This is a genomic window from Kribbella sp. NPDC048928, assembly GCF_043197975.1.
In the GTDB taxonomy this organism is placed as follows: domain Bacteria; phylum Actinomycetota; class Actinomycetes; order Propionibacteriales; family Kribbellaceae; genus Kribbella.
Genome location: NZ_JBICUC010000001.1, coordinates 327,266 through 349,809 on the forward strand (window position 1 = coordinate 327,266; position 22,544 = coordinate 349,809).

Below are 22,544 nucleotides of genomic sequence, written 5' to 3' on the forward strand. Positions count from 1 at the left end.
CTAAGGAGCAGGCTCACTCGCATGCGGTCAGAATACCACTACAGGAACTCTGTCCCGCCGGTACGACGGTGGTCGCCCGGCGTCCGTCCGTACTTGCGTTTGAACGCAGTCGAGAACGGTCGGACGTCGGAGTACCCGCAGGCGCGCGCTACGTCCGTGACGGACAGGCTGTGGTCCAGCAGCAGCTGTGCGGCCAACTCGAGCCGCAGGCGGCGGAGCGTCGACATGATCGAGGCACCGGTCTGCTGGGTGAAGAGGCGTTCGGCGTGACGCTCCGACAGGTGCGCGGCCGCTGCTACGTCCCGTACGGTGATCGGCCGCGACAGGTTGTCGCGCAGGTGCCGCTGCATGGCCTCTACTACCAGGGGACCTCTGTCGGGGCGCACTGGTTCGACAGCGAGGTCTTCGTCCAATGCGAAGGCCCTCGCAGTCTCCAGCACGAGCGTAGAGCCCAGAGCCGTAAGAGCTGCTGGGTAGCCGGAGACCGGAGCTGCAGCCTCTCTGGCCAGGGCCGTGACGAGAGCTGGGAGCGCACCGGTTCTTGCGGACATGACAGGGCCATCAGTGCGGGTCAGTCCGGACCACCAGCCGCGTTCATCCGAACCAGGGCGGAACGTGAAGCCCCAGAACGCGATCCCCAGCGGCGCCGTACGCGACGACTCGATCTCATGCACGTCCCCCGGCCGCGCGAGGAACACCGACCCGGGCGCCACGTCGTACTGAGCAGAGCCGTTGTTGAAGCGCCCCTCACCGGAGTAGGCCAGGCAGACCTCGTGGAAAGAGTGGCTGTGCCAGTAGTTGCGCCAGTACTCCGGCCGGTAGTGGCCCCAGCTCAGGAAGTCAGCACGGAACCCGTCGACCTCACAGGACTCCAGTAGTCCCGCGAGGTCGACGAACCGGTCCGCACCGGCAACATCGGTGAGGCTCAAACAGCGCTCCTGCCAGTCGGGTCGACGCCACGCAGCATCATGCCCTGACCGAGCGACCAGTCGTGGGTCTTGACCGTCGGCGGGTCCGACGGGTCGCGGTACTGGATCAGCCAGGTGGTCCGCGGCTCGTCGCTCGTGTTCACCCCGGACCCGTGCACGGTCAGGTAGGTGAAGAACAGTACGTCGCCCGCCTCGGCCGGCTGCGGCGTCGCGGCGTCGAACGACGGCTCCAGCAGGTGGTACGACCCCTCCGGGCTGTGCTCCCGCGGGCCGTCCTTGTGGCTGCCCGGGATGACCCGCACGCAGCCCTTCTCCTCCGGGGCGTCGTCGAAGTGGAAGATCGCCGCGCCGACCCGGTGGTACGTGTGCGGGAAGAACGGGTGGTCCTGGTGCAGCGGGAACGGCGAACCGTTCTCCGGCGGCTTCACGAACAGCTTGGTGTGGTGCAGCTGGACGTTGTCCACACCCATCACCGCAGCGGCCACGTCGGTGAACCGCGGGTCCACGAGCAGCTTCGCGAACTCGGCGTCGTAGAACTGCGCGTCGTGCAGGTGCTGGAGCTTGGTCGGCGCCTCGGACATCTCCTTGGCGGCGCCCCAGGTGGGGTCGTCACCGCGATTCAGCTGCGCGAGCAGGTCGTGGCTGCGCTGCCGGTAGTGCGCCGCCTCCTCCTTGCTGAGCAGGCCTTTCACCAGAACGAAGCCCTGGTCGGCATACTGCTGCGCGAGCGACGACAACTCGGGCCGCTCGGATGTGATCGTCATGTCGGAGTACCTCCTGATCGGGTACTTCGAGCCTACGAACGGCGGCGTCCGGGCGGCAGGACCGCGCCGGACGCCGATGTTCGTCAAACGGACATGCCTACTCGTCGGCGGGTTCTTCGACCGGTACGGAGATGGGCCGCAGCCGGGTCCACAGCACGAACAGGGCGGCGAACACGAGCATCCCGATGCCGCCCCAGAGGTTGATGTTGATCCCGGCCGCCTTGTCCACCTCGGCCGGGCTCTCGGCGATCCCGAGGATCGTCAGCACCACGCCGTAGATGCCGACCAGGAGCGCGATCACGATCCGGATGTCGAACGCCCCGGCCTTCTTCTTGTCTGCCATCACACTGCTCCTTGTCAGGCGAAGATGATGTTCAGGACGATGGTCAGCGCCAGCGAGATGCCGGCCAGCAGCACCGGCTTGCGGTACCAGCCCCCGTCACCGGCGGCCGCCACCTCGGTGCGCTGCTCCTTCGGCGTCAACGAGTACACCAGCCCCACCAGTTCGGCCTCTGCCTTCGGCTTGGTCATCACACTGACCAGGACACTGATCAGGATGTCGACCACGAACGCCGCGCCGGCCCCGACGAAGCTGGCGCCCTGACCCGGCAGGTTGATCACGCCGTTCTCGGACAGTACGTACACGACAACCGCCGTGGCCGTACCGCTGACCAGGCCGATCCAGCCGGCCGCCGCGGTCATCCGCTTCCAGAACATACCGAGGATGAACGTCGCGAACAGCGGTGCGTTGAAGAACGAGAACAGCTGCTGCAGGTAGTCCATCAGGTTGCTGTAGCCGGAGGCGATCGCCGCCGTGCCGATCGCGATCAGCGTGCCGCCCACGGTCACCCAGCGGCCGGTCCGCAGGTAGAAATCGTCCGGCCGGTCCTTGATCACGTACCGCTCGATGATGTCGTACGACATCACGGTGTTGAACGAGCTCAGGTTCGCCGCCATGCCGGCCATGAACGACGCGAGCAGCCCGGTGATGGCCAGGCCGAGCATGCCGTTCGGCAGCAGGTCACGCATCAGCAGCAGCAGTGCGTCGTTGTAGTCGACCTCACCTTTGCCGGTCGCCTTGAACTGCGACAGCTCCGGTACGACGACCGCGGCGATGATGCCGGGGATGATCACGATGAACGGGATGAACATCTTCGGGAACGAGCCGATGATCGGGGTCCGCCGGGCGGCCGACATGTTCTTCGAGGCCAGCGCCCGCTGCACCTCGGTGAAGTTGGTCGTCCAGTACCCGAACGAGAGCACGAAGCCGAGGCCGAACACGATACCGATCACCGACAGGAAGCTGTTGCTGAAGCCGCTCAGCGCGTTCCCAGGCCAGGCCGACATCTGCTCGCCGCCGCCCGGGGACGCGGTCACCTTGTCGACCAGGCCCTGCCAGCCGCCGACCTTGTGCAGGCCGACCAGCGTCAGCGGCAGCAGCGCGGCGACGATCACGAAGAACTGCAGCACCTCGTTGTAGATCGCCGCGGACAGGCCACCGAGCGTGATGTAGCTGAGCACGATCGCCGCGGCGACGATCACCGACACCCAGATCGGCCAGCCGAGCAGTACGTTCACGATGGTCGCCAGCAGGAACAGGTTCACGCCCGCGATCAGCACCTGGGCCAGCGCGAAGCTGATCGCGTTCACCAGGTGCGCGGGCTTCCCGAACCGGCGGAGCATGAACTCCGGCACGCTGCGGACCTTGGAGCCGTAGTAGAACGGCATCATCACGACGCCGAGGAACAGCATCGCCGGCACCGCGCCGATCCAGAAGTAGTGCACGGTCGGGATGCCGTACTGGGCACCGTTCGCGGACATACCCATGATCTCGATCGCGCCGAGGTTGGCCGAGATGAAGGCCAGGCCGGTCACCCAGGCCGGCAGCGACCGCCCGGACAGGAAGAAGTCCAGGCTGCTCGAGACAGCGCGTCTGGCCAGGTAGCCGATGCCCAGCACGAACACGAAGTACACGGCGATGATGATGTAGTCGATCGCCGTGGCATCCAGTCTGAGGATGGATTGTTGCGGAAGCATCAGCCCTCCGGATCATCGCCTGTGACTCATCGTGGTGTTACCGGTGAGGAACGTTACTCCTACTTTCAACCATGGGCCTACAGGCCCGCGCAAACGTTCTCCACCCGAATCTCCACCCGTGGTCGGTCCACTGAGAAGACCGTGCAGACCTACCGTCCGTGACATGAGCTTCGGAACCCTGCCCAACGCACTGGTCGTGATCGCCGTCGTAGTCGTCGTCCTCGCCCGGCGGCTGTCCTGGTCCGAGCTGGAGAACTCCGACACCGACGTCTGGCGGGGGCCGCTGATCCTGGTCGGTGTCGGGGTCTACCAGCTGTACGACCGGCACGGCGGTCTGGGGGCGGTCGAGGTGGTCCTGCTGGTCGTGGGCGCTGTGATCGCGCTGCTCGCCGGGGTGGGCTGCGGCCGGGTCGCCCAGGTCGAGCGGCGCGCCGGGAAGGTGTTCTTCCGGCTCGGGATGCCGGGACTCGGCATCATGGTGGCGTACCTGGCCATCCGGCTCGGGCTCGCGGGACTCGGTCACCTGCTCGGCGCCTCGGTCGCCGGCGGCGGCGCGCTGATGGTCTCGATGGGTGCGAACCTGTTGACCCAGTCGCTGATCATCCAGAGCAAGGCGCGCCAGATGGCCGAGGAGTACACCAACCAGTGAAGCTGAAGGCGCTGCTGCCCGCCCGTCCGCACGGAGAGAGCGGCTGGGTCGGCCGCGTCCTCACCACGGGTGTAGCGGTCGCCGTGCTCGCCACCGCGCGGCCGGAGCCGGCCGACGCGTGGGTCTGGGCAGTGCTCGTCACCGGCTTCGTCGTGTTCGTCGTCGGCTCGTTCCTGATGGCAGCCCGCCCGTACGTCTCGTTCGGCCTGCTCACAGCAGTCGCCATCAGCAGTGCGCTGATCTGTGGAGTGGACAGCTCCAACTCACTCGTCCTCGTACTGGTGGCGGCAACCGACATCGCGGTACTGCAGTTCCGGCGGCACGGGAACCGGCCGATCGTTGCTGCGAGCATCGGTATCGCCGTGGCGTACGGAGTGTCCGCATGGCTGTTCGACAAGCCCGACAGCTGGTACTTCACACAGCTGCTCTGGACCGCGGTACTGATCGCCTTCGGACTGAACCGACGTCAGTACGAGGTGCAGGCGCGGCAGACCGAGCAGTTGCTGAAGCAGACCCAGCTGGCGCAGAGCGAGCACACGCGCGCCGCAGCGCTGGAGGAACGCGGACGGATCGCCCGCGATCTCCATGACGTACTGGCGCATTCGCTGGGCGCACTGAGCGTTCAGCTGGAGGTAGCCGAGGCACTGCTGGAGGAGCGTGGTGACACGGCTGGTGCACTCGAGCGGGTACGGCGTTCGCGCAGGCTCGCCGTACAGGGCCTGGCTGAGGCACGTGATGCTGTGGCTGCGCTGCGGGCAGACGAGGTGCCGGAGCTGCCTGCGGCGCTGGCTGCGCTCGCGGAGCAGCACGAGAAGGACCATGGGACCGCAGTGCGGCTCACTGTGACGGGTGCGGCGAAGCTCGACTCGGGTGTGACGGTCGCGCTGCTGGGCGCCGCACGCGAGGCGCTGACGAACGCGGCCAAGCATGCACCTGGTCAGATTGTTGACATGAGGCTTGTCTACGACGACGGCGTACGGGTCTCCGTACGGAACAAGGGAGTCACGCGTGGCGAAGGGTTCGGCCTGGCCGGGATGCGGGAACGGCTTGCGCTGGTGGGCGGGACGTTGACGGCCGGCGCGGATCCGGATGCCACAGCCGACTGGTTGGTGGTGGCAGAGGTTGAGTGACGCAATCCGGGTGGTCGTGGCGGACGACCAGCAGGTGGTGCGCGAAGGGCTGGTCGCGCTGCTCGGACTGATCGACGGCGTCGAGGTCGTGGGCGCGGCCGCGAACGGCGCGGAGGCCGTCGAGCTGGTTGCTCGAGGCAACGTAGACGTCGTGCTGATGGACCTGCGGATGCCGATCCTGGACGGGACCCAGGCGACGGCGCGGATCACCGCCGACTTCCCGGAGGTAGCGGTGCTGGTGCTGACGACGTACGCCGACGACGCGTCGATCGCGAACGCCCTGCGGGCCGGCGCCCGTGGCTACCTCACGAAGGACGCCGGTCGCGCGGAGATCGGCGCCGCGCTGCGCTCGACCGCGGCCGGGCAGTCGACGTTCGACCCGGAGGTGACCAAACGGCTGATTGCCGGGCTGGCCCCGGAGCAGCGGGCCTTGGACACCGACGGTCTGACCGCCCGGGAGACCGAGGTACTGCGGCTGATCGCACGCGGACTCAGCAATCCGGAGATCGCGGCGCAACTGTTCATCAGCGAGGCGACCGTGAAGACGCACATCAACAACACGTTCGCGAAGATCGGCGCCCGGCACCGCGCCGAAGCCGTCCGCTACGCCTACCGCAAAGGAATCGCGTCAGAGACGTAGCCCAGCGACGGAGCCCACCGGCGCCACGCTCGCAGGCGCGGTCAGAGGCGGAGTTCGGCGACGACCGGGCGGTGGTCGCTGCCGGTCGAGCTCATCACCCAGGCCTTCGTAGGCGTGATCCCGCGGACCAGGATGTGGTCGATCCGCGCCATCGGGAACGCCGCCGGCCAGGTGAACCCGAACCCGGTCCCGGCCGCACCCTGCGCCGACCGCAACCCCGAGGTCAACGGGGCGAGACTGCGATCGTTGACCGTACCGTTGAAGTCACCCATCACGATCACCCCGGACGACTTGTCGGCCGCGATCTGCCGGCCGAGCGCCTTGATCGTGTCGTTGCGCTGGTCGGACGTGAAGCCGCTGGTCCCGACCCGGACCGAGGCCAGGTGCGCGACGTACACCGCGACCGTGCCCTTCGGCGTCTTCACCTCGGCCCGCAGCGCACGCGTCCAGGCGAAGCCGACGTCGACCGACTTCGTCTCGACGACCGGGAACTTCGACCACAGCGCCACGGTGTCGCGGATCACCGCGTACGGGTACGTCTTCGCGAACGAGGCCTTGTAGACCTTCAGGTCCGACGCGGTCAGCTCCTCGAGCGCCACCACGTCCGCGTCCGCAGCGAGCAGCTCCTGCGCGGTGTGCTTCGGCGCCGGGTTCGCCGCGTCGACGTTGTGGCTGAGCACGCGCACGTCGTACGCGCCACCGGTCGCCGCCTCCCCCGGGAGCAACAGGTGCCCGAACATCAGGCTCCAGAGCAGCGTCGGCAGCACCAGCGCGACACCGGCCGTCGCGGACCGGCGAACCAGCGCGGCGACGCCGAGGACCGGGACGGCGACGCCGACCCAGGGCAGGAAGGTGTCGACCAGGCTGCCGAGGTTGCCGATCGAGTTCGGCACGCTGCGGTGGAACATCAGCACCGCTGCCGCGAGCACCGCCAGCACCGCTATCACCCAGCCACGCCGCCACATGCCGCCGGTCTTCTTCCGCCGGCGCGCTGCGGTGCGCGTCGGCGGTCGCGAACGGGCGGCGACTGCGGTCTGGCGGTCGGACATGCAGCGATTGTTGCGGACAGCCGGGCCGGACCAAAGTCCATGCGCGCTCAGGTAGGGCGATTTCATCCGTACGGACGATCCCCTGCCCTCTGCAATGATGAGGAATCCGCGAGAAGTCTGGTGCCTTCGGGTGACGTCACCCACAATGCCGGTATGTCGTCCACGCAACTGACCGAGCCGTTCGTCGTCAAGCGCCACGGCCTGGGTACGACGAAGACCGCGCTCGCGCTCGGCACCGCGGTGTTCGGCGTGATGGTGCTGCTGACGCTCGGGATCGTGGTGGTGCAGGCGATCCGCGGCGCCTCGATCCGCGAGCCGCTCGAGTCGGTCTGGCTGGGCTGGGGCGGTACGCCGCTGATCTTCGCCGTCGGCCTGCCGATCCTGCTGCTGGTCGGCGCGATCACCGCCCTCGAGGAACGGCGCGAGGACGACGCCGACGACGTATTGCTGACCGTCGACGACACCGGCATCTACCTCGGCGGCGAGCAGCCGCGGACGATCCCGTGGGGCGAGATCCGCGGGGTCTGCCGCCTGGAACGCCAGGAGTCCGAGGAGGTCTGGGAGCCGCGGCTGGTCGTGATGCTCATCGACGAGGACGCGCTCCCCCGCAGTACGAAAGCCTGGGGCCCGTCGTGTCCGTGGCCCGGCACCCACGAGATCCTCGGCCGCACACTCCCGTACGACGAACTCGCCACCGCCGTCGCCCGCCGCGCACCCCACGTCCCGGTCACCAACCGCGGCCGCGTCGAGGACTGATCACCCGTTAGCGTCGGCCCCATGATCAACAGTCCCGAAGAGCAGGCTCGGTACGACCGCGGCGCCGAGGTCCTGGCCGGCATCGACGAGAGCTCGTCACCCTCGGCATCCTGGCCACGCTCGGCGGCTGCGAACCTGAGCTCGAGGTGCACGTGAAGACCTCGCTGAACGTCGGCCTCACCCCACAGGAGATCGTCGAGGCCTTCATCCAAATAGCCGGCATCCATACGGCCGGTTACGCCGGCTTTCCCCGGGCGATCAATGCGGTCGCCGTCGCCAAGAAGGTCTTCGCCGAGCGGGACCTGCTGCTTCTGGAGGACGTCTGACCTCATGGGATCTCTCATCTACTCCGCGATCAGCTCGCTCGACGGGTACATCGAGGACGCGAACGGCAACTTCCAGTGGGCGGCTCCGGACGCTGAGGTCCACGCGTTCGTCAACGAGCTGGAGCGCCCGATCGGTACGTACCTGTACGGGCGCGGCATGTACGCCACGATGTCGTACTGGGAGACGGCCGTCGACCACTCGCCGGTCAGCCAGGCGTACGCGGACATCTGGCGCGCAGCGGACAAGATCGTCTACTCGCGCACGCTGACGTCGGTGGAGACCGCGCGGACACGTCTGGAACACGAGTTCACCCCCGCGGCCGTGGCGGACCTCAAGCAGTCCTCGCCCACCGCCCTCTCGATCGGCGGCGCAGACCTCGGCGGCCAGGCACTCAAAGCCGGCCTGGTCGACGAGGTCCACCTACTTCTCGCGCCTGTTCTGGTGGGCGGCGGCAAGCGCTCCCTACCCGACGGGCTGACCACTCAGCTGACGTTGCTGGACCAGCACACGTTCGCGAGCGGCTTCATCCACCTGCATTACACGGTCGGTGACTGATCAGCCGTTCGTACCGAGCAGCTTCTGCAGGTCGTCGAGCGTGGCCATCGCTCCGAGCGGGCCGAGGCCCAGGAACCACACCTCGTCGTTCACCCGTGCCACGTGACCGTCCTTGACCGCCGCCAGCGACTTCCAAAGGTTGCCGTTGACAACCTTGTTCTCGTCGGTGGTGTCGGGCTTGCCGTAGCTGGAGTAGAAGATCCAGTCGCCGGCCGCCTTGCCGATGTTCTCCTCCGAGACCACGACGGCCAGATCCTGGACGTCCTGGATCTTCGGCCGCGGCAGCCCGATGTCCTTCAGGATCACGCCGATGAACGAGAGGTTCCCGTACAGCCGGATCTCCCCCGGACGGAACCGGACCAGCGAGATCGTCGGCGTACCCTGCACCTTCGACTTCACCTCGTCGGCGCGCTTCTGGTAGTCGTTCAGCAGCGCGGTCGCCTTGTCCTCCTCGCCGACCGCGTCCGCGACGAGCAGGAAGTTCTCCTTCCACGGGAACCCGGGCCGGATGCTGAACACCGTCGGTGCGATCGCCGACAGCTTGTCGTACAGGTCGTTCGCGCGCAGCTTGCTGCCGAGGATCAGGTCCGGCTTGAGAGCCGCGATCGCCTCGAGGTTCAGCTCGCTGATCCCGCCGACGGTCTTGATGCCCTGTGCCTTGTCCTTCAGGTACGACGGCACGCCGCTCTGCCCCGCCGTCGTCGCCATCCCGACCGGCGTGATGCCGAGCGTCAGGACGTCGTCGAGCTCGCCGCTGTCCAGCACCACGATCCGCGTCGGCTTCGCCTTGATCTCGGTCGATCCGAGCGCCTGCTTCACCGTCCGCGGAAACGCCCCCGGCGCCGCGTCCGACCCGAGCTTCGCAGTCTCCTCGTCAGCGGTCTTGAACAGCCGCCCACCGGTCGCCACGTCCTTGTCACCGACCCCGGCATCCGCACTCTTGGTACCGCCACCACCACACCCGGCAAGCACCAGCACGGCAGCGGACGCAACGATCCCGATCAGCTTCTTCACAGACGTTGAGCCTACAACAACCCAACTTAGGCACACCTAACCAACCCACCCCTCGAACCCCCACCCGACCCAGACCTCGCCCTCCACCCGCACCTACACCAGCCAACCCAACCGCTCCGCGCAGCCCCACCCAGCGCCATCCGGCCGAGGGCCACCCCCACCCATAGCCCGCCGCCGACGCCCGCGGGCCAACCTTGAGCACCCACCAACCGCCAGCAGCGCCCGCAAACGGCTAACCGGTGCCCAAAGACGAACTGGCGGAGCGGATAGGCGCGGCAAGAGGCAGGGCGGCGCGGGGCGGGCGGGGTGGGGTGGTTGGGGATTAGGGGGTGAGGGTTTGGGGGGTGTTGGGGGTGAGGGTGATGGTGGTGGTTTGGGTGGGGATCAGGGCTATTTGGTGGGTGCCGGCTTGGGTTGCGGTTACTACGGCTTGGGTCAGGTTGCCGTTTTGCCAGGTGGCGTCGAAGGTCAGGCCGCCGCGGGCTCGTAGGCCGCGGAAGGAGCCGTTCGGCCAGGCTGCGGGGAGGGCTGGCAGTAGGCGGATGACGTCGGTGTGGCTCTGGAGGAGGAGTTCGGGCAGGCAGCCGGTGAGGCCGAAGTTCGCGTCGATCTGGAAGATGTCGCCGTCGCGGGACATCAGGTTCCCCGACACCAGCCGGCTCAGATAGTCCTGGATCACCGCGTCGGCCCGATCGCCTTCGAACAGTCGCGCCCACAGCGCGACCAACCAGGCTGCGGTCCAGCCGCCGTTCACGGCACCATCTGTACGCCGCTCCAACGAAGCCCGGGCGGCCGCGGCCCACTCCGGCGTACTGGTCGGATCGATCTCCGCGCCCGGGTAGAGACCGTAGAGATGCGACTGATGCCGGTGGTGTACCTCGGACGGCTCCCAATCCGTCGGCCACTCGTGCAGCCGCCCGTCCGGCGTCACCCGGACGGCAGGCAAGCGGTCCCGAGCCTCGGCCCCCCGTGCTGCCAACGACGACGAGAGGCCAAGTACGCCCTCAGCCTCGGCGAGGTTCGCGAACAGCTCGCGGATCAGCCAGATGTCGTACGTCGACGTGAGATCGACCGACGCCTTCTCGCCGGACGGCAATACGAAGTGATGCTCCGGTGCTGTCGACGGTACGAACTGCAGTACGCCGTCCGGGTCCTCGACGAGCATCGACAGGACGAACTCGGCCGCGCCGGCGAGCACCGGGTACGCACGGTCCCGCAGGAAGTCCACGTCCAGCGTGAACCGGTAGTGCTCGAGGAGATGCGCTGTCAGCCACACCCCACACGTCGCGCACATCGACCAGACGGGATCGTCGTCACCGTCGCCGACGGGCCAAGTCGCTCTCCAGATGTCGGCGTTGTGGTGCGCGACCCAGCCTGGGGCGTCGTACAGGATCCGGGCTGTCTCGGCGCCGGACGCAGCCAAGCCCTCAAGCAGATCGGTGAGCGGTTCGAAGCATTCGCTCAAACCGGTCAGGTCGGCGAGCCAGTAGTTCATCTGGGTGTTGATGTTGTTGGTCCAGTCGCTGGCCCACATCGGGCGGCGGTCCTGGTTCCAGATGCCTTGCAGGTTGGCGGCCTGGGTGCCAGGTCTGGACGAGGCCATCAGTAGATAACGCCCGAGGTTGAACGCGAGCGCCACCAGATCCGGGTCGCTGCCTCCTGCGGCGACGGCTCGCACACGGTCATCAGTCGGATTGTCGACAACTGGACCAAGCTCGAGCGTGGCACGGTCGTACAGCGCCGCGTGATCCTCGACATGGCGGTCACGCAGTTTGTCCACGGCTGCCGAGTCCAGTACGTCGACCGCAGCCCGGAAGGCAACCTGCGGATCGCCTCCTGGCGGCACCGACCAGCCGGCGAACGTACTCGCCGCCGCCAGCACGACCGTGACCTCCGAAGCCCCGCGCACCGCGACACCGTCGGTGGAGGTCGTCACCGCTCCGTCAGTGAACACGCGCAGCGCGACGCCGAACCCGATGCCGCGGCCTTCCTCGTAGCGCACCGGATCAGGTCGCTCCCGGTACTCGATCGTCAGGTCCGAAGGTGCCCGGCCGACGAGGCCGTAGGTGCCCTCAGCAACTTCTGTCGGGTGTTGGCTCTCCAGCCCGATCAGTAGGTCGACAACAGGATTGTCGGCAATCAGCGTCCACACCAGCACCTGGTCCGGCGCGGACACGTACGTCTCGCGGCGGAACCGCACGCCGTCGACCGAGTAGTCGACGGCGGCGATCCCGGTCCGCAGATCCAAACTCCTCCTGTAGTCCACAACCCCTGCACTCGCACCGTCCGCAGCTGCCGCGGGCGGAGGGGCACCGGTCGAGCTCGCCCCACCCGCAGCCGTCCCGCCGACAGGTTCGCCAGGTGCACCGTCCACACTGGCGGTTGAGCGGATCACCAGATCGGCGAGCGGTTGGTACGACTCCACCAGCGGCCCCTGCAACGCGCGGGTCCGCTCGGTCGCCGCCAGCTGATCACCCTCGACGAGCAGCAACCGTCGTACGTCGGCCAGCACCGCCGGCCCGTCCGGGACGGCCAGCTTGCGCGGGCCGTCGCCGGACCAGACGTCGTCGAGGTTGAGCGCGATCCGCTCGTCGGCGACCCGGCCGTACACCTTCGCGCCGAGATGACCGTTGCCGAGCGGCAACGCCTCGAACCAGTCCGGCGCGGGGGTGCGGAACCACAGGAGATGAGACATCCAGCCCTACTTCGAACCGCTCTTGTACTTGTCGTACGCCTGCTGGTTGATCTCCAGGTACCGCGGCATGCCGGTGCTGTCGAGCCCCTTCACGTACGCGTCCCAGTCGGTGTCGAGGTTCTTCGACCCGGTGATGAAGGCCAACTGGTTCTGGTTCACGTAGGTGCTCAGGTTGGTCTGAAGCGTGGCGACCTCACCGACCAGGCTGGGGTCCGGCCAGACCGAGGTCTGCGGGTACCACTGCCCCTTGTCGACGTGCGTCTCGTACGGCTTGGTCGCCTCGAGCAGCCGCCGCTCCAGACCGGCGCCGGTGTAGATGTCCTTCGGAACCACCTGTGCGTTCCGGTAGGCCAGCGTGTTGTTGTACTGACCGAGCGCGCCCCAACTGATGTTCTTCGGCGGGTTCTGCGTCGGCTTGTACAGCGCCTTGGTGCTCGAGTCGAGTGCGGTGTCACCGGCAGCGGGCTTGCTCCAGCCGACACCCTCCGGGCCCATGTTGGAGATCATCTGGCCCTCGTCGCTGAAGATCCAGTCGAGCATCTTGATCGCCGCGACCTGGGCCTCCTTGCTGGCCTTGTTCGTCAGCATGAACGTGTAGCCGGTCGACGTCGGGTGGTTGTACCCGGTGTAGCTCTTGCCGTCAGGGCCGGTCAGCGGCGGTACGGCGTCGTACTGCTTGTCGCGCCCGTCCTTGGAGTCCAGCTGGACGAAGATGCCCGGCCACAGCACCGGCACCGATCCGAGGGTGACCGCCTTCGGGTTGTTGCCCTGGGCCTGCAACGCCTGCGCGTTCTGGGTGAACGCGGCCTGGTCGATCAGCCCGTCCTTGTACAGACCGTGGATGTAGCTCAGGCCGGCCTTCCACTGGTCCGACGTCACCGGAGTGACGACCTTGTCGCCGTTCAGGGCGAGCAGCGAGCGGTTGCCGTTGTTCGCGCCGACCGGGTCGTACGCGAAGCCGCCCATCAGGTACGCGATCAGGCTGCTGTCCTGTACGTCGGTGGTCATCGGGATCTCGTCGGCCTTGCCGTTGCCGTTCGGGTCCTTGGTCTTGAACGCCTCGAGCACCTTGCGCAGGTCGTCGGTGGTCTTCGGCACCTGCAGGCCGAGCTTCTTCAGCCAGGTGCTGTTGATCCACAGCTTGTCCGGGTACGTGCAGTGGTAGCAGTCGGCCCACTGCGGCAGCGCGTAGATGTGACCGTCCGGCGCGGTCGACATCTCCTTGTACTCCTTGTTGGTGTCCAGCGCCTTCTGGATGTTCGGCGCGTTCTCCTTGATCAGGTCCTCGAGCGGGACCGCGACGCCCTGCTGGCCGAGCTTCAGCACCTCGGCCTGGGTGAACGCGTCCACCCACGGGATCAGGAAGAACAGGTCCGGGTAGTCGCCGCTGGCCAGCGCGATCTGGCGCTTCTCCTTGGCCGGCCCGGCGTCGTACGTCGTGGTCTGCCAGCGGAACTGGATCTTGAACTTGTCGCTGATGATCTTGGTCACCGAGTTGGTGTCCATGTTGGTGCTCTGGTCGGACGGGGTGAAGGTGTCGATGATCACCTTGCCGTCGGCCGACGTCTCGTTCGCCGCCCCTTTGCCGGACTTGTCCGAACTGCACGCCGCCAAAACGGTGACCAGCGCGAGCGTGCCGGCCGCAGCCAGCGCCACGACCCTACTCACGTGTGAGCGCATCCGTGTATTTCCCTTCTGAATGTTGACTGCCTAACCCTTGACTGCGCCGACCATCACGCCCTTGGTGAAGTGGCGGGCGACGAACGGGTAGATGACCAGTACGGGCAGGCTCGAGATGACGATGAGCGCGTACTTGAGGACGTTGGCCAGCTGTTGCTGTTCAAGTTGCTGGGCCAGACTCGTCGTGGTTGTGGATCCGGTCAGGGTGTTCAGGATCAGCACGTTCCGCAGCACGATCTGCAGCGGGTAGAGACTCGGGTCCTTGAGGTAGATGAGAGCGTCGAAGTAGCTGTTCCACTGGAAGATCGCGTACATCAGCGCGATCACCGCGATCACCGGCTTGGACAGCGGCAGTACCACCGACCAGAGGAATCGCAGGTCGCTGGCGCCGTCGATCGTCGCCGCTTCGTACAGCTCGTCGGGGATCGTGGAGCGGAAGAACGTCCGCGCGATGATCACCTGCCAGACGCCGATCGCGCTCGGGATCACCATCGCCCAGCGGGTGTTCAGCATCCCGAGGTCCTGGACCACCAGGTACGTCGGAATCAGGCCACCGGAGAACAGCATGGTGAAGATCAGCACGCTCATGATCACGTTCCGGCCGAAGAACGTCCGGCGGGACAGCGGGTACGCGATCGCGATCGTCAGCGTGACGCTGATCAGGGTGCCGCTGATCGCGTAGATGAACGAGTTCAGGTAGCCCTTCATGATCAGCGGATCGCTGAAGGCTTCCTTGTACGCCTTGACGCTCGGCTCGATCGGCCAGAGCAGGACGCGGCCGGCGCTCACCGCCGACGGGCTGCTGAACGAGTTCGCCACGATGTAGATCAGCGGGACCGCGACCAGGATCAGCGCGATCCACAACATGATCTTCACGCCGACCAGGAAGATCTTGTCGGTACGCGTCTCCTCGATCGTGGTGCGGCGCGACGACTCCGTCCGCTTGTCGCCCGTACGCCGGAATCCCTGCAACGTAATACTCATGACCAGAGTCCGTTTCCGGTGATGCGCTTGGCGGCGAAGTTCACGCCGAGCAGCAGGAAGAGGTTGATCACCGAGTTGAAGAGCCCGATCGCCGTCGCCATGCTGAAGTCGGCGTTCAGCAGACCGGTCTTGTAGACGTAGGTGGCGATGATCTCGGACTGCGCCGTGTTCAGCGGGTTCTGCAGCAGGAACGCCTTCTCGAACCCGATCGACATGATGTTGCCGACGCCGAGCACCAGGATGATCACGGCGGTCGGCATGATGCCCGGCAGGTCGACGTTCCGGATCCGCTGCAGCCGGCTGGCGCCGTCGATCCGCGCGGACTCATGCAGCGCCGGATCGATCCCGGACAGCGCGGCGAGGTAGATCACCGCGGAGTACCCGGTGGTCTGCCACACGTCCGACCAGACGTAGATGTGCCGGAAGTAGTCCGGCCGGCCGAGGAAGTCGATCTGCGGTACGCCGAACAGCCCGATCGCGTCGTTGACGAACCCGAGCCGCGGCGACAGCACCAGGATCGTCATCGAGACGACGACCACGGTGGAGATGAAGTACGGCGCGTACGTGACCAGCTGGACGGTCTTCTTGAACCGGCCGTTGCGGATCTCGTTCAGCGCGATCGCCAGGATGATCGGGATCGGGAAGCTGGCCAGGACGGTGTAGACCGACAGCAGGAAGGTGTTCTTCACCAGGGTCCAGAACACCGGGTTCTGGAAGAACAGCTCGAAGTTCTTGAACCCGACCCAGTCACTGCCCCACGGGCCCTTGATCGGGCTGTAGTTCTTGAACGCGATCACGGCGTTCGCGATCGGGATGTACTTGAAGATCACGAAGTACGCCAGCGGTACGACGATCAGCAGGTACAGCTGCCAGTGTCGCCGCAGACTGCGCCAGGCCTGGGTCCGGCGGCTCGTTCGCGGTGGTTTCCGGGCGGTCTTGCCCTCCGCCCGCGGCGCCGGTGCCGGCGGCGCTTGTTTCACCTCGAAGGTTGCGCTCACTCCGCATCCTTTCCCTCACGCGCTGGAGTGGAACCGATATCCGATAGGATCTCGGGTTTCGCTATCCCGGAGGATGACACACAACCCCCGGGGAGTGGAAGAGTTCCCGTCGGTGTCGATACCGGACGGTGACCGATTTGATCAAACCCCTTGCAGGCAAGGGAAATCGGTCGTTGCTGCCCGCAACTAACGACGGGAGAACGACGAATGACCCGATGGCTTGCCATCGAGTCCGGACACAGACCGACAGGGCCCGGGGTCGCTCTGAGCCGCCGGCACCGGACCTGTCCAGAATTTATTTCTGCTGTTAACTATGTGGCAGTCAACCTGGCTCGGCGGCCCCATGTCAAGACCTGAACTTTGCCAGCTGCCCGGTGATCATCGCCTCGTCGAACGTGCCGCTCCGCTGCCCGTCCCAGAGCGCGGCCATCACCATCAGCACCCTGAGCACGACCTGCAACGGCCCGATCGCAGCCAGCTCGCGGTCGGTGAGCGGATCGGCAGTCGCCCGCTGGTACCCGTCGATCAGTTCCGGCGCCCGGTGCACGCGCGCGATCACGAGTTCCCAGGCCCGGCTGTCCTGGTGACACAACCCGAAGTCGATCACGCCGGCAAACCGGCCGTCCTCATAGAAATGCAGATTCCAACTCGCAAAGTCACCGTGCACAATCGCCTGCGGCAACTCCAGCAACCCATGCCCGGCCACAAGCTCCTTCGCGTGCCCCATCGCCCGCGCCGCCACCTCCGCGAGGTCGGGCCGACGTTCCCGGAGCAGCTCGATGCCGCGGTCCCACTGCTGGAACTCCCCCATCGCGTCGAGATCCGCGGTCCGGAAGAACCCTTCCCGCTCTCCGAGCTCAAGCCCCCGCAGCTCCGCATGCAGCCGCGCGAGGATCTCACCCCGCTCGCCCCGCTGCGCCGCTGTCTCGGTCTCGTGGGGTTTGCCCGGTACGAATCGCGTCACCGACCACAGTCGCCCGTCGTGCCGGATCGGAGGTGCTACCAACGCCGGCACGACCCACCCGCGGCCTGCGAGGTGATCGAGAACCTTCGCCTCGAAGGCGAGGTCGGACTCGGTATGCAGCAGGTGGTAGCGGCGCAGGACGAAATGCTCGCCGGTGCGGGTCCACAGATGCCAGTTCCCGTTGCCGTCGGACTCAGCATCACCGGGCCGGGTGGGCTCGAGACGATCGACGTCGAGGCCGAAGAGCTGGGCGACAGGGAGGCCGGGCATCTCGGCATCGTTCCACGTCGGCATCCGAGTCCTGGGGGCGGCGGCGGACGGTGAGTGGGGCAGGAAAAACCTGACCCGACCATCACGGGGGAACGGCCGGGCCAGGCAGCCTCAATGATACCCCTGATCCGCAACCGGCGTCGGGTTATTCGGAGGCGGACGCGCCGGGTCCTGCCCTACCCTGACGCCATGCGTTCTCGTTCCTGATCGCGCACCTTGTCGTGCGCCACGCAAGCGCTTGACCGGCGCCAGTAGTTCCCGGTCGCGCTTTGTCCTGCCCGCACGCGCCTCAGGAGCACCTTCGCGATGACTCGCTTCCGTTCTGCCGACCCCACCCGGACGTACTACGCCTACAACGTGGCGTGGTCCTTCCTGGCCGCACTCTCGTTCACCCTCAGCGCCGTCTACTACGTCCGCGACGCCGGACTGAACCCGCTCCAGATGGTCCTGGTCGGGACCACTCTCGAGCTCGCCTGCTTCCTCTTCGAGATCCCGACCGGCATCGTCGCCGACCTGTACAGCCGCCGGCTCTCGATCGTGATCGGCTTCGTGCTGATCGGCGCCGGCTTCCTGCTCCAGGGCCTGGTGCCCGCGTTCCTCGCGATCCTCGCCGCCCAGGTGCTGTGGGGCATCGGCTTCACGTTCACCTCCGGCGCCGACCAGGCCTGGATCACCGACGAGATCGGTGTCGAGCGCGTCGACCGGGTGTTCGTGCGCGCGCAGCAGTTCGAGCTCGGCGGGACGATCGCCGGTACGGTCGCGGCCGGCGCGCTCGGGCTGATCAACCTGCCGCTGCCGATGGTGCTGTCCGGTGCGGGGATGATCCTGCTCGCACTCGTACTGGCGGTGTTCATGCGGGAGCAGAACTTCCACCGCACTCCGCGCGCCGAGCGGGAGACGTTCCGGCAGATGGCCGAGACGTTCAAGAGCGGCCTGGAGGCGGCGCGCCGGCGGCCGGTCGTCCGTACGGTGGTGATCATCAGCCTGATCGCGGGCCTGTCGAGCGAGGCGTTCGACCGGCTGTGGTCGGTGAAGATCCTGACCTTCACGTTCCCGACCGTCTTCGGTACGTCGGACCCGGCGTTCTGGTTCACCGTCCTGGCACTCGCCGGCACATTGCTTTCACTGGCGGCCTCGCTGATCCTGAGCCGACTCTCCCCGGAGCGCTTGTCGGCCGCGCATCCGAACGGGATCCTCGCGACGTTCGCACTGCTCCAGGTCGTCGGGGTGCTCGGCTTCGCACTGTCCGGCAACCTCTGGCTCGCACTGGCGGCGATGTGGCTGAACACCGTCGCCGGAACCGTCGCGTATCCGGTCCAGTCCGCGTGGCTGAACCGGAACGTCGAGTCGGCATCCCGCGCCACCGTCATCTCGATGGTGTCGCAGGCGAACGCCATCGGTCAGGTCGCCGGCGGCCCGCCGCTGGGTGCCCTCGGCCGGACGTCGCTGCGCGGCGCACTGCTGGCCTCCGGGCTGATCTTCGCCCCGATCCCGGCGCTGTACCTGCGGCTGCGGACGGCCCACACTCATCAGCCCGCCCCGCCGGCTGGTCCCACGCCGGGCGAACCGTCGGACACGGCGGTTCCGCGGGCTTGATGAGTGGCGCGGGTCCGCCTCAGTCGTCGATCTTGACCCGTACGGCCTCGCGGCGGCTGTCGTACGACGACTTGATCAGGCTGACCACCGTGGTTACGAGCAGCGTGCCGACGATGAAGCCGAGCGAGGTCAGGATGCCGATGTGCGGCAGGTGGATGGCGCCGATGTCGTCGATGTGCGAGCCGTGCAGCGCCTCGATGATCAGCTTCACGCCGATGAACGCGAGGATCACCGACAGGCCGACGTTCAGGTAGATGATCCGCTCCAGCAGGCCGCCGATCAGGAAGTACAGCTGCCGCAGGCCCATCAGCGCGAAGGCGTTCGCGGTGAGCACGACGTACGCGTCCTGGGTGAGGCCGAAGATCGCCGGGATCGAGTCCAGCGCGAAGATCACGTTCGCCATCCCGATCGCGGCGATCACGATCACCAGCGGGGTCAGCATCCGGCGGCCGCTGGTGCGGGTGACGAGCTTGGCGCCGTCGTAGTCGTGCGCCAGCGGGAGGATCTTGCGCATCCAGCGCAGGACCGCGTTCTCCTGGAAGTCGCTCTCGTCGTTCTCGCCTTCGAGCGCCAGCCGGACCGCGGTGTAGACCAGGAACGCACCGAAGATGTAGAACACCCAGCTCGCCGCCGAGATCGCCGCCGCGCCGGCCAGGATGAAGATCGCCCGGAGCAGCATCGAGACCACGATGCCGATGTACAGCACCTTGTCCTGCGCCAGCGCCGGGACCGCGAACCTGGCCATGATGATCACGAACACGAACAGGTTGTCGACGCTGAGGCTGTACTCGGTGATGTACCCGGCGACGAACTCGCTGCCCGACTGCCCGGGACTGAACAGGAACAGCCCGGCCGCGAACAGCCCGGCGAGGCCGACGTAGAACAGCACCCAGCGGGTCGCGTCCTTGATCGTCACGGTGTGATTGCGGCGGGCGATCACGATCAGGTCGAACGCGACGATCGCGAGCAACCCGGCGATCGTCAGCACCCAGACAACAGGCGGCATGACAGAGACCATGACGAACCTCCGGACGTCGGCGTAATTCCAGCGTGGTCCGGAGGTCTCTCCCACCCGGAAAACTCCGGGCCGGCAGCACCGGTTCGGCCGTCCAGGCCTCCCGTGATGACGACGCTGCCGCTTCGGACCGCACCCGAGGGCGGGTCCGAGAGGGATACTCCCCTCCTCAAACGCGCCCAGTCTAGTCCGTCTGGATGCGTTCCGAATAAATGTATACCGAATACTGACTGCAAAGATAGATTACCGATGAATTGAGACATTCGTGTCTCATATGAGTTATAGTCGTCTCATGGCTGTCGATCGGGAGACCGTCCTGCGCTCCGCCGCAGGACTGCTGATGCGGAAGTCCGCGGCGACCATGGACGAGGTCGCCCGGGCGGCCGGGATCAGCCGCGCCACGCTGAACCGGCAGTTCGCCGGGCGGAAGGCGCTGGTGCGGGCATTAGAGGACCTCGGGATCGCCGAATGCGAGGCCGCCGTGGTCAGGGCGGCGATCGACGACGGCCCGGTCGCGGACGCCGTACGGCGCCTGGTGGGCGAGCTCGAGCCGGCCGCCGGACTGCTCGCGTTCCTGTACTCCGAGAACCAGCTCTTCGAGGGCGACGAGCAGAACACCGGGTGGGACCGTCTGGACGCCCGTTTGGTCGGGTTGTTTCGCCGCGGGCAGGAGGCCGGCGAGCTCCGCATCGACCTCAGTCCGGTCTGGCTGACCGAGTCGATGTACGGGCTGCTCGTCTCCGCCGCGTGGGCGATCAGCGAAGGCCGCGTGGCCCCGAAGGACTTCACCACGAACGTCACCGAACTGCTCCTGGGTGGCGCAGTACGGAGACAAACATGAAACAGCAGGCAGACACGCGCACCGGACGCTGGCTGGCCCTTGCGGTACTGGTGCTTGCGGTCCTGCTCGTCGCGGTCGACGCGACTGTGCTCGGCCTCGCGACGCCGTTCCTGTCCGAGGACCTCAAGCCGTCGGGCAACCAGCTGCTGTGGATCGGCGATGCCTATTCGTTCGTACTGGCAGGTCTGCTCGTGTCGATGGGCAGCCTCGGCGACCGGATCGGCCGCAAGCGCATCCTGCTGATCGGCGCCACCGCGTTCGGCGCGATCTCGGTACTGAACGCGTACGCGAACTCGGCCGAGTTGATGATCGTCGCGCGCGCCCTGCTCGGGGTCGCGGGTGCGACGCTGATGCCGGCCACGCTGGCGCTGATCCGCAACCTCTTCCGCGATCCGCGCGAACGCAGTCTCGCGATCGGGATCTGGGGCGCCGCGGCCTCGGCCGGGATGGCGGTCGGACCGATCGTCGGCGGCGTACTGCTGGAGAACTTCTGGTGGGGTTCGGTCTTCCTGATCAACCTGCCGGTGATGGCGGTCCTGGTGATCGTCGGCGCCCGGCTGCTCCCGGAATCGCGCAACCCGCAGCCCGGCCCGTGGGACCTGTTCAGCGTCGTCCTGTCGATGATCGGCATGATCGGGATCGTCTACGCGATCAAGGAGTTCGCAGCGCACGGGTTCGCCTGGATCCCGGTCGCCGCGGCCGTGGCCGGAGCGCTCGCGCTCTACGGATTCGTACGTCGTCAGCGCCGGCTGCCGGTGCCGTTGCTGGACCTGCGGTTGTTCCGCAGCCGTGGATTCAGCAGCGCCGTACTGGCGGACCTGTTGACGATTCTCGGACTGTCCGGACTGATCTTCTTCCTCTCGCAATATCTGCAATTGGTGCAGGAACGACGACCGATCGAGGCTGGGCTCGCGGAACTGCCGGCCGCCATCGGATCGATCGTCGCGGGTCTGCTCGCGGGTCAGGTGGCGCGACGATTTTCGGTACGCGCCGTTGTGGCCGGTGGATTGGCGGCGATCGGACTTGCGTTGGCGGCACTCACCACGATCAGCCACGACACGGGATACCCGTTGCTCGGTGCAGCGCTGCTCGTCGTCGGTGCGGGCGCCGGCTTCTCGTTCACCGTCACCGCGGACGTGATTCTGGCCGCCGTACCGAGGGAGCAGGCCGGTGCGGCGAGTGCGGTGTCGGAGACCGCGTACGAGCTCGGGGCGGCGCTCGGCATCGCACTGCTCGGCTCGATCGTCGCCGGCGTGTACCGCGACTTCAGTGGCCCGGTCGGTACGCCGGCCGCGGCCCGTGAATCGTTGGGCGGCGCGGTCGAGGCTGCCGCTCAACTCCCGCCGGAAGCGGCCTCGGCGCTGCTCGCAGCGGCCCGGGAATCCTTTGCCCATGGCGTTTCCATCGCAGCCGGCGTCGGCGCCGTCGTACTGCTCGCGACCGCGATCGCAGCCTGGTTCATGCTCCGCGGGCAGACCCTCAGTACGGGACACGAACGCTAGGCAAAAAGTTTCCATTTCTTTGATGAGGTCTGGGAGATTCCGCCGGATCGGAGTACAAAGGTTCCGTTAGGTCTTACCGCCCCTAGGCCTAGGAGGAATTACTCATGGCTGGAATCACCGCCGAAGCATCTTGGTTCTGTTGCGGAAAC

General features: G+C 66.9%; 22 protein-coding genes. 10 read left to right on the top strand and 12 right to left on the bottom strand.

From position 1 onward, the window contains the following. Positions 1–38 precede the first annotated feature (38 nt). The 4 genes from ACGFI6_RS01470 to ACGFI6_RS01485 form a co-directional block, all read right to left on the bottom strand. Positions 39–929 carry a helix-turn-helix domain-containing protein gene (locus ACGFI6_RS01470; protein ID WP_393114336.1) on the bottom strand — a complete coding sequence of 297 codons (891 nt, stop codon included), beginning with the start codon at positions 927–929 and terminating at the stop codon, positions 39–41. Continuing rightward, the gene (locus tag ACGFI6_RS01475) at positions 926–1,693 is read right to left on the bottom strand and encodes a phytanoyl-CoA dioxygenase family protein (RefSeq protein ID WP_393114338.1); all 768 of its coding nucleotides are present in this window, start codon (positions 1,691–1,693) and stop codon (positions 926–928) included. The genes ACGFI6_RS01470 and ACGFI6_RS01475 overlap by 4 nt, the downstream gene beginning before the upstream one ends. A gap of 97 nt (positions 1,694–1,790) precedes the next feature. After that, complete coding sequence (locus ACGFI6_RS01480; RefSeq protein ID WP_393114340.1) at positions 1,791–2,036, bottom strand: hypothetical protein; 246 nt, start codon at positions 2,034–2,036, stop codon at positions 1,791–1,793. 14 nt (positions 2,037–2,050) lie between these two features. Continuing rightward, positions 2,051–3,730 (bottom strand): sodium:solute symporter family protein, encoded by a 1,680-nt coding sequence (locus ACGFI6_RS01485; protein WP_393114342.1) that lies wholly within the window; start codon positions 3,728–3,730, stop codon positions 2,051–2,053. Between the two features lie 163 nt (positions 3,731–3,893). Here ACGFI6_RS01485 and ACGFI6_RS01490 point away from each other — a divergent pair, with 163 nt between their 5' ends. The 3 genes from ACGFI6_RS01490 to ACGFI6_RS01500 are packed head-to-tail and all read left to right on the top strand — an operon-like array spanning position 3,894 to position 6,149. After that, on the top strand, positions 3,894–4,379 hold the full coding sequence (locus ACGFI6_RS01490; RefSeq protein WP_393114344.1) for a hypothetical protein: 486 nt from the start codon (positions 3,894–3,896) through the stop codon (positions 4,377–4,379). Then, positions 4,376–5,509, top strand: coding sequence for a sensor histidine kinase (locus ACGFI6_RS01495; protein ID WP_393114346.1), 1,134 nt, complete (start codon positions 4,376–4,378; stop codon positions 5,507–5,509). Before ACGFI6_RS01490 ends, ACGFI6_RS01495 begins: the two co-directional genes overlap by 4 nt. Further along, positions 5,502–6,149, top strand: coding sequence for a response regulator (locus ACGFI6_RS01500; RefSeq protein WP_393114349.1), 648 nt, complete (start codon positions 5,502–5,504; stop codon positions 6,147–6,149). Before ACGFI6_RS01495 ends, ACGFI6_RS01500 begins: the two co-directional genes overlap by 8 nt. A gap of 41 nt (positions 6,150–6,190) precedes the next feature. Here the strand turns inward: ACGFI6_RS01500 and ACGFI6_RS01505 are convergent, their stop codons facing one another. Next, entirely contained in the window at positions 6,191–7,114 is a 924-nt protein-coding gene (locus ACGFI6_RS01505; protein ID WP_393115738.1) for an endonuclease/exonuclease/phosphatase family protein, read from the bottom strand. A gap of 237 nt (positions 7,115–7,351) precedes the next feature. Here ACGFI6_RS01505 and ACGFI6_RS01510 point away from each other — a divergent pair, with 237 nt between their 5' ends. The 4 genes from ACGFI6_RS01510 to ACGFI6_RS01525 are packed head-to-tail and all read left to right on the top strand — an operon-like array spanning position 7,352 to position 8,836. Further along, positions 7,352–7,954: a hypothetical protein gene (locus ACGFI6_RS01510; protein WP_393114352.1), complete on the top strand. Its 603-nt coding sequence runs from the start codon at positions 7,352–7,354 to the stop codon at positions 7,952–7,954. A gap of 21 nt (positions 7,955–7,975) precedes the next feature. Further along, positions 7,976–8,110: a hypothetical protein gene (locus ACGFI6_RS01515; RefSeq protein WP_393114354.1), complete on the top strand. Its 135-nt coding sequence runs from the start codon at positions 7,976–7,978 to the stop codon at positions 8,108–8,110. Next, entirely contained in the window at positions 8,065–8,280 is a 216-nt protein-coding gene (locus ACGFI6_RS01520; protein WP_393115739.1) for a carboxymuconolactone decarboxylase family protein, read from the top strand. Before ACGFI6_RS01515 ends, ACGFI6_RS01520 begins: the two co-directional genes overlap by 46 nt. A 4-nt stretch (positions 8,281–8,284) precedes the next feature. Then, entirely contained in the window at positions 8,285–8,836 is a 552-nt protein-coding gene (locus tag ACGFI6_RS01525) for a dihydrofolate reductase family protein (protein ID WP_393114356.1), read from the top strand. Here the strand turns inward: ACGFI6_RS01525 and ACGFI6_RS01530 are convergent, their stop codons facing one another. From ACGFI6_RS01530 to ACGFI6_RS01555, 6 genes are all read right to left on the bottom strand, one after another. Next, positions 8,837–9,850 (bottom strand): ABC transporter substrate-binding protein, encoded by a 1,014-nt coding sequence (locus ACGFI6_RS01530; RefSeq protein WP_393114359.1) that lies wholly within the window; start codon positions 9,848–9,850, stop codon positions 8,837–8,839. It abuts the gene before it with no gap. Between the two features lie 322 nt (positions 9,851–10,172). Further along, positions 10,173–12,545 carry a glycoside hydrolase N-terminal domain-containing protein gene (locus ACGFI6_RS01535; RefSeq protein WP_393114361.1) on the bottom strand — a complete coding sequence of 791 codons (2,373 nt, stop codon included), beginning with the start codon at positions 12,543–12,545 and terminating at the stop codon, positions 10,173–10,175. Positions 12,546–12,551: 6 nt separating this feature from the next. Further along, on the bottom strand, positions 12,552–14,213 hold the full coding sequence (locus tag ACGFI6_RS01540) for an ABC transporter substrate-binding protein (RefSeq protein ID WP_393114363.1): 1,662 nt from the start codon (positions 14,211–14,213) through the stop codon (positions 12,552–12,554). A 42-nt stretch (positions 14,214–14,255) separates the two neighbouring features. After that, the gene (locus ACGFI6_RS01545; protein WP_393114364.1) at positions 14,256–15,209 is read right to left on the bottom strand and encodes a carbohydrate ABC transporter permease; all 954 of its coding nucleotides are present in this window, start codon (positions 15,207–15,209) and stop codon (positions 14,256–14,258) included. Continuing rightward, positions 15,206–16,207 carry an ABC transporter permease gene (locus ACGFI6_RS01550; RefSeq protein WP_393114366.1) on the bottom strand — a complete coding sequence of 334 codons (1,002 nt, stop codon included), beginning with the start codon at positions 16,205–16,207 and terminating at the stop codon, positions 15,206–15,208. Before ACGFI6_RS01550 ends, ACGFI6_RS01545 begins: the two co-directional genes overlap by 4 nt. A 346-nt stretch (positions 16,208–16,553) precedes the next feature. Next, a complete protein-coding gene (locus ACGFI6_RS01555; RefSeq protein ID WP_393114368.1) occupies positions 16,554–17,441 on the bottom strand; it encodes a phosphotransferase enzyme family protein in 888 nt (295 codons plus the stop codon). A 306-nt stretch (positions 17,442–17,747) separates the two neighbouring features. Here ACGFI6_RS01555 and ACGFI6_RS01560 point away from each other — a divergent pair, with 306 nt between their 5' ends. Continuing rightward, positions 17,748–19,037, top strand: coding sequence for an MFS transporter (locus ACGFI6_RS01560; RefSeq protein WP_393114370.1), 1,290 nt, complete (start codon positions 17,748–17,750; stop codon positions 19,035–19,037). 19 nt (positions 19,038–19,056) lie between these two features. Here ACGFI6_RS01560 and ACGFI6_RS01565 read toward each other — a convergent pair whose 3' ends face one another. Next, on the bottom strand, positions 19,057–20,043 hold the full coding sequence (locus ACGFI6_RS01565; RefSeq protein WP_393114372.1) for a TerC/Alx family metal homeostasis membrane protein: 987 nt from the start codon (positions 20,041–20,043) through the stop codon (positions 19,057–19,059). A gap of 301 nt (positions 20,044–20,344) precedes the next feature. On the opposite strand from ACGFI6_RS01565, the gene ACGFI6_RS01570 reads away from it, so the two are divergent. Together ACGFI6_RS01570 and ACGFI6_RS01575 are read left to right on the top strand one after the other, a co-directional pair. Further along, the gene (locus tag ACGFI6_RS01570) at positions 20,345–20,893 is read left to right on the top strand and encodes a TetR/AcrR family transcriptional regulator (RefSeq protein ID WP_393114374.1); all 549 of its coding nucleotides are present in this window, start codon (positions 20,345–20,347) and stop codon (positions 20,891–20,893) included. After that, a complete protein-coding gene (locus ACGFI6_RS01575; RefSeq protein WP_393114375.1) occupies positions 20,890–22,395 on the top strand; it encodes an MFS transporter in 1,506 nt (501 codons plus the stop codon). Before ACGFI6_RS01570 ends, ACGFI6_RS01575 begins: the two co-directional genes overlap by 4 nt. The last annotated feature ends 149 nt before the right edge of the window (positions 22,396–22,544 follow it).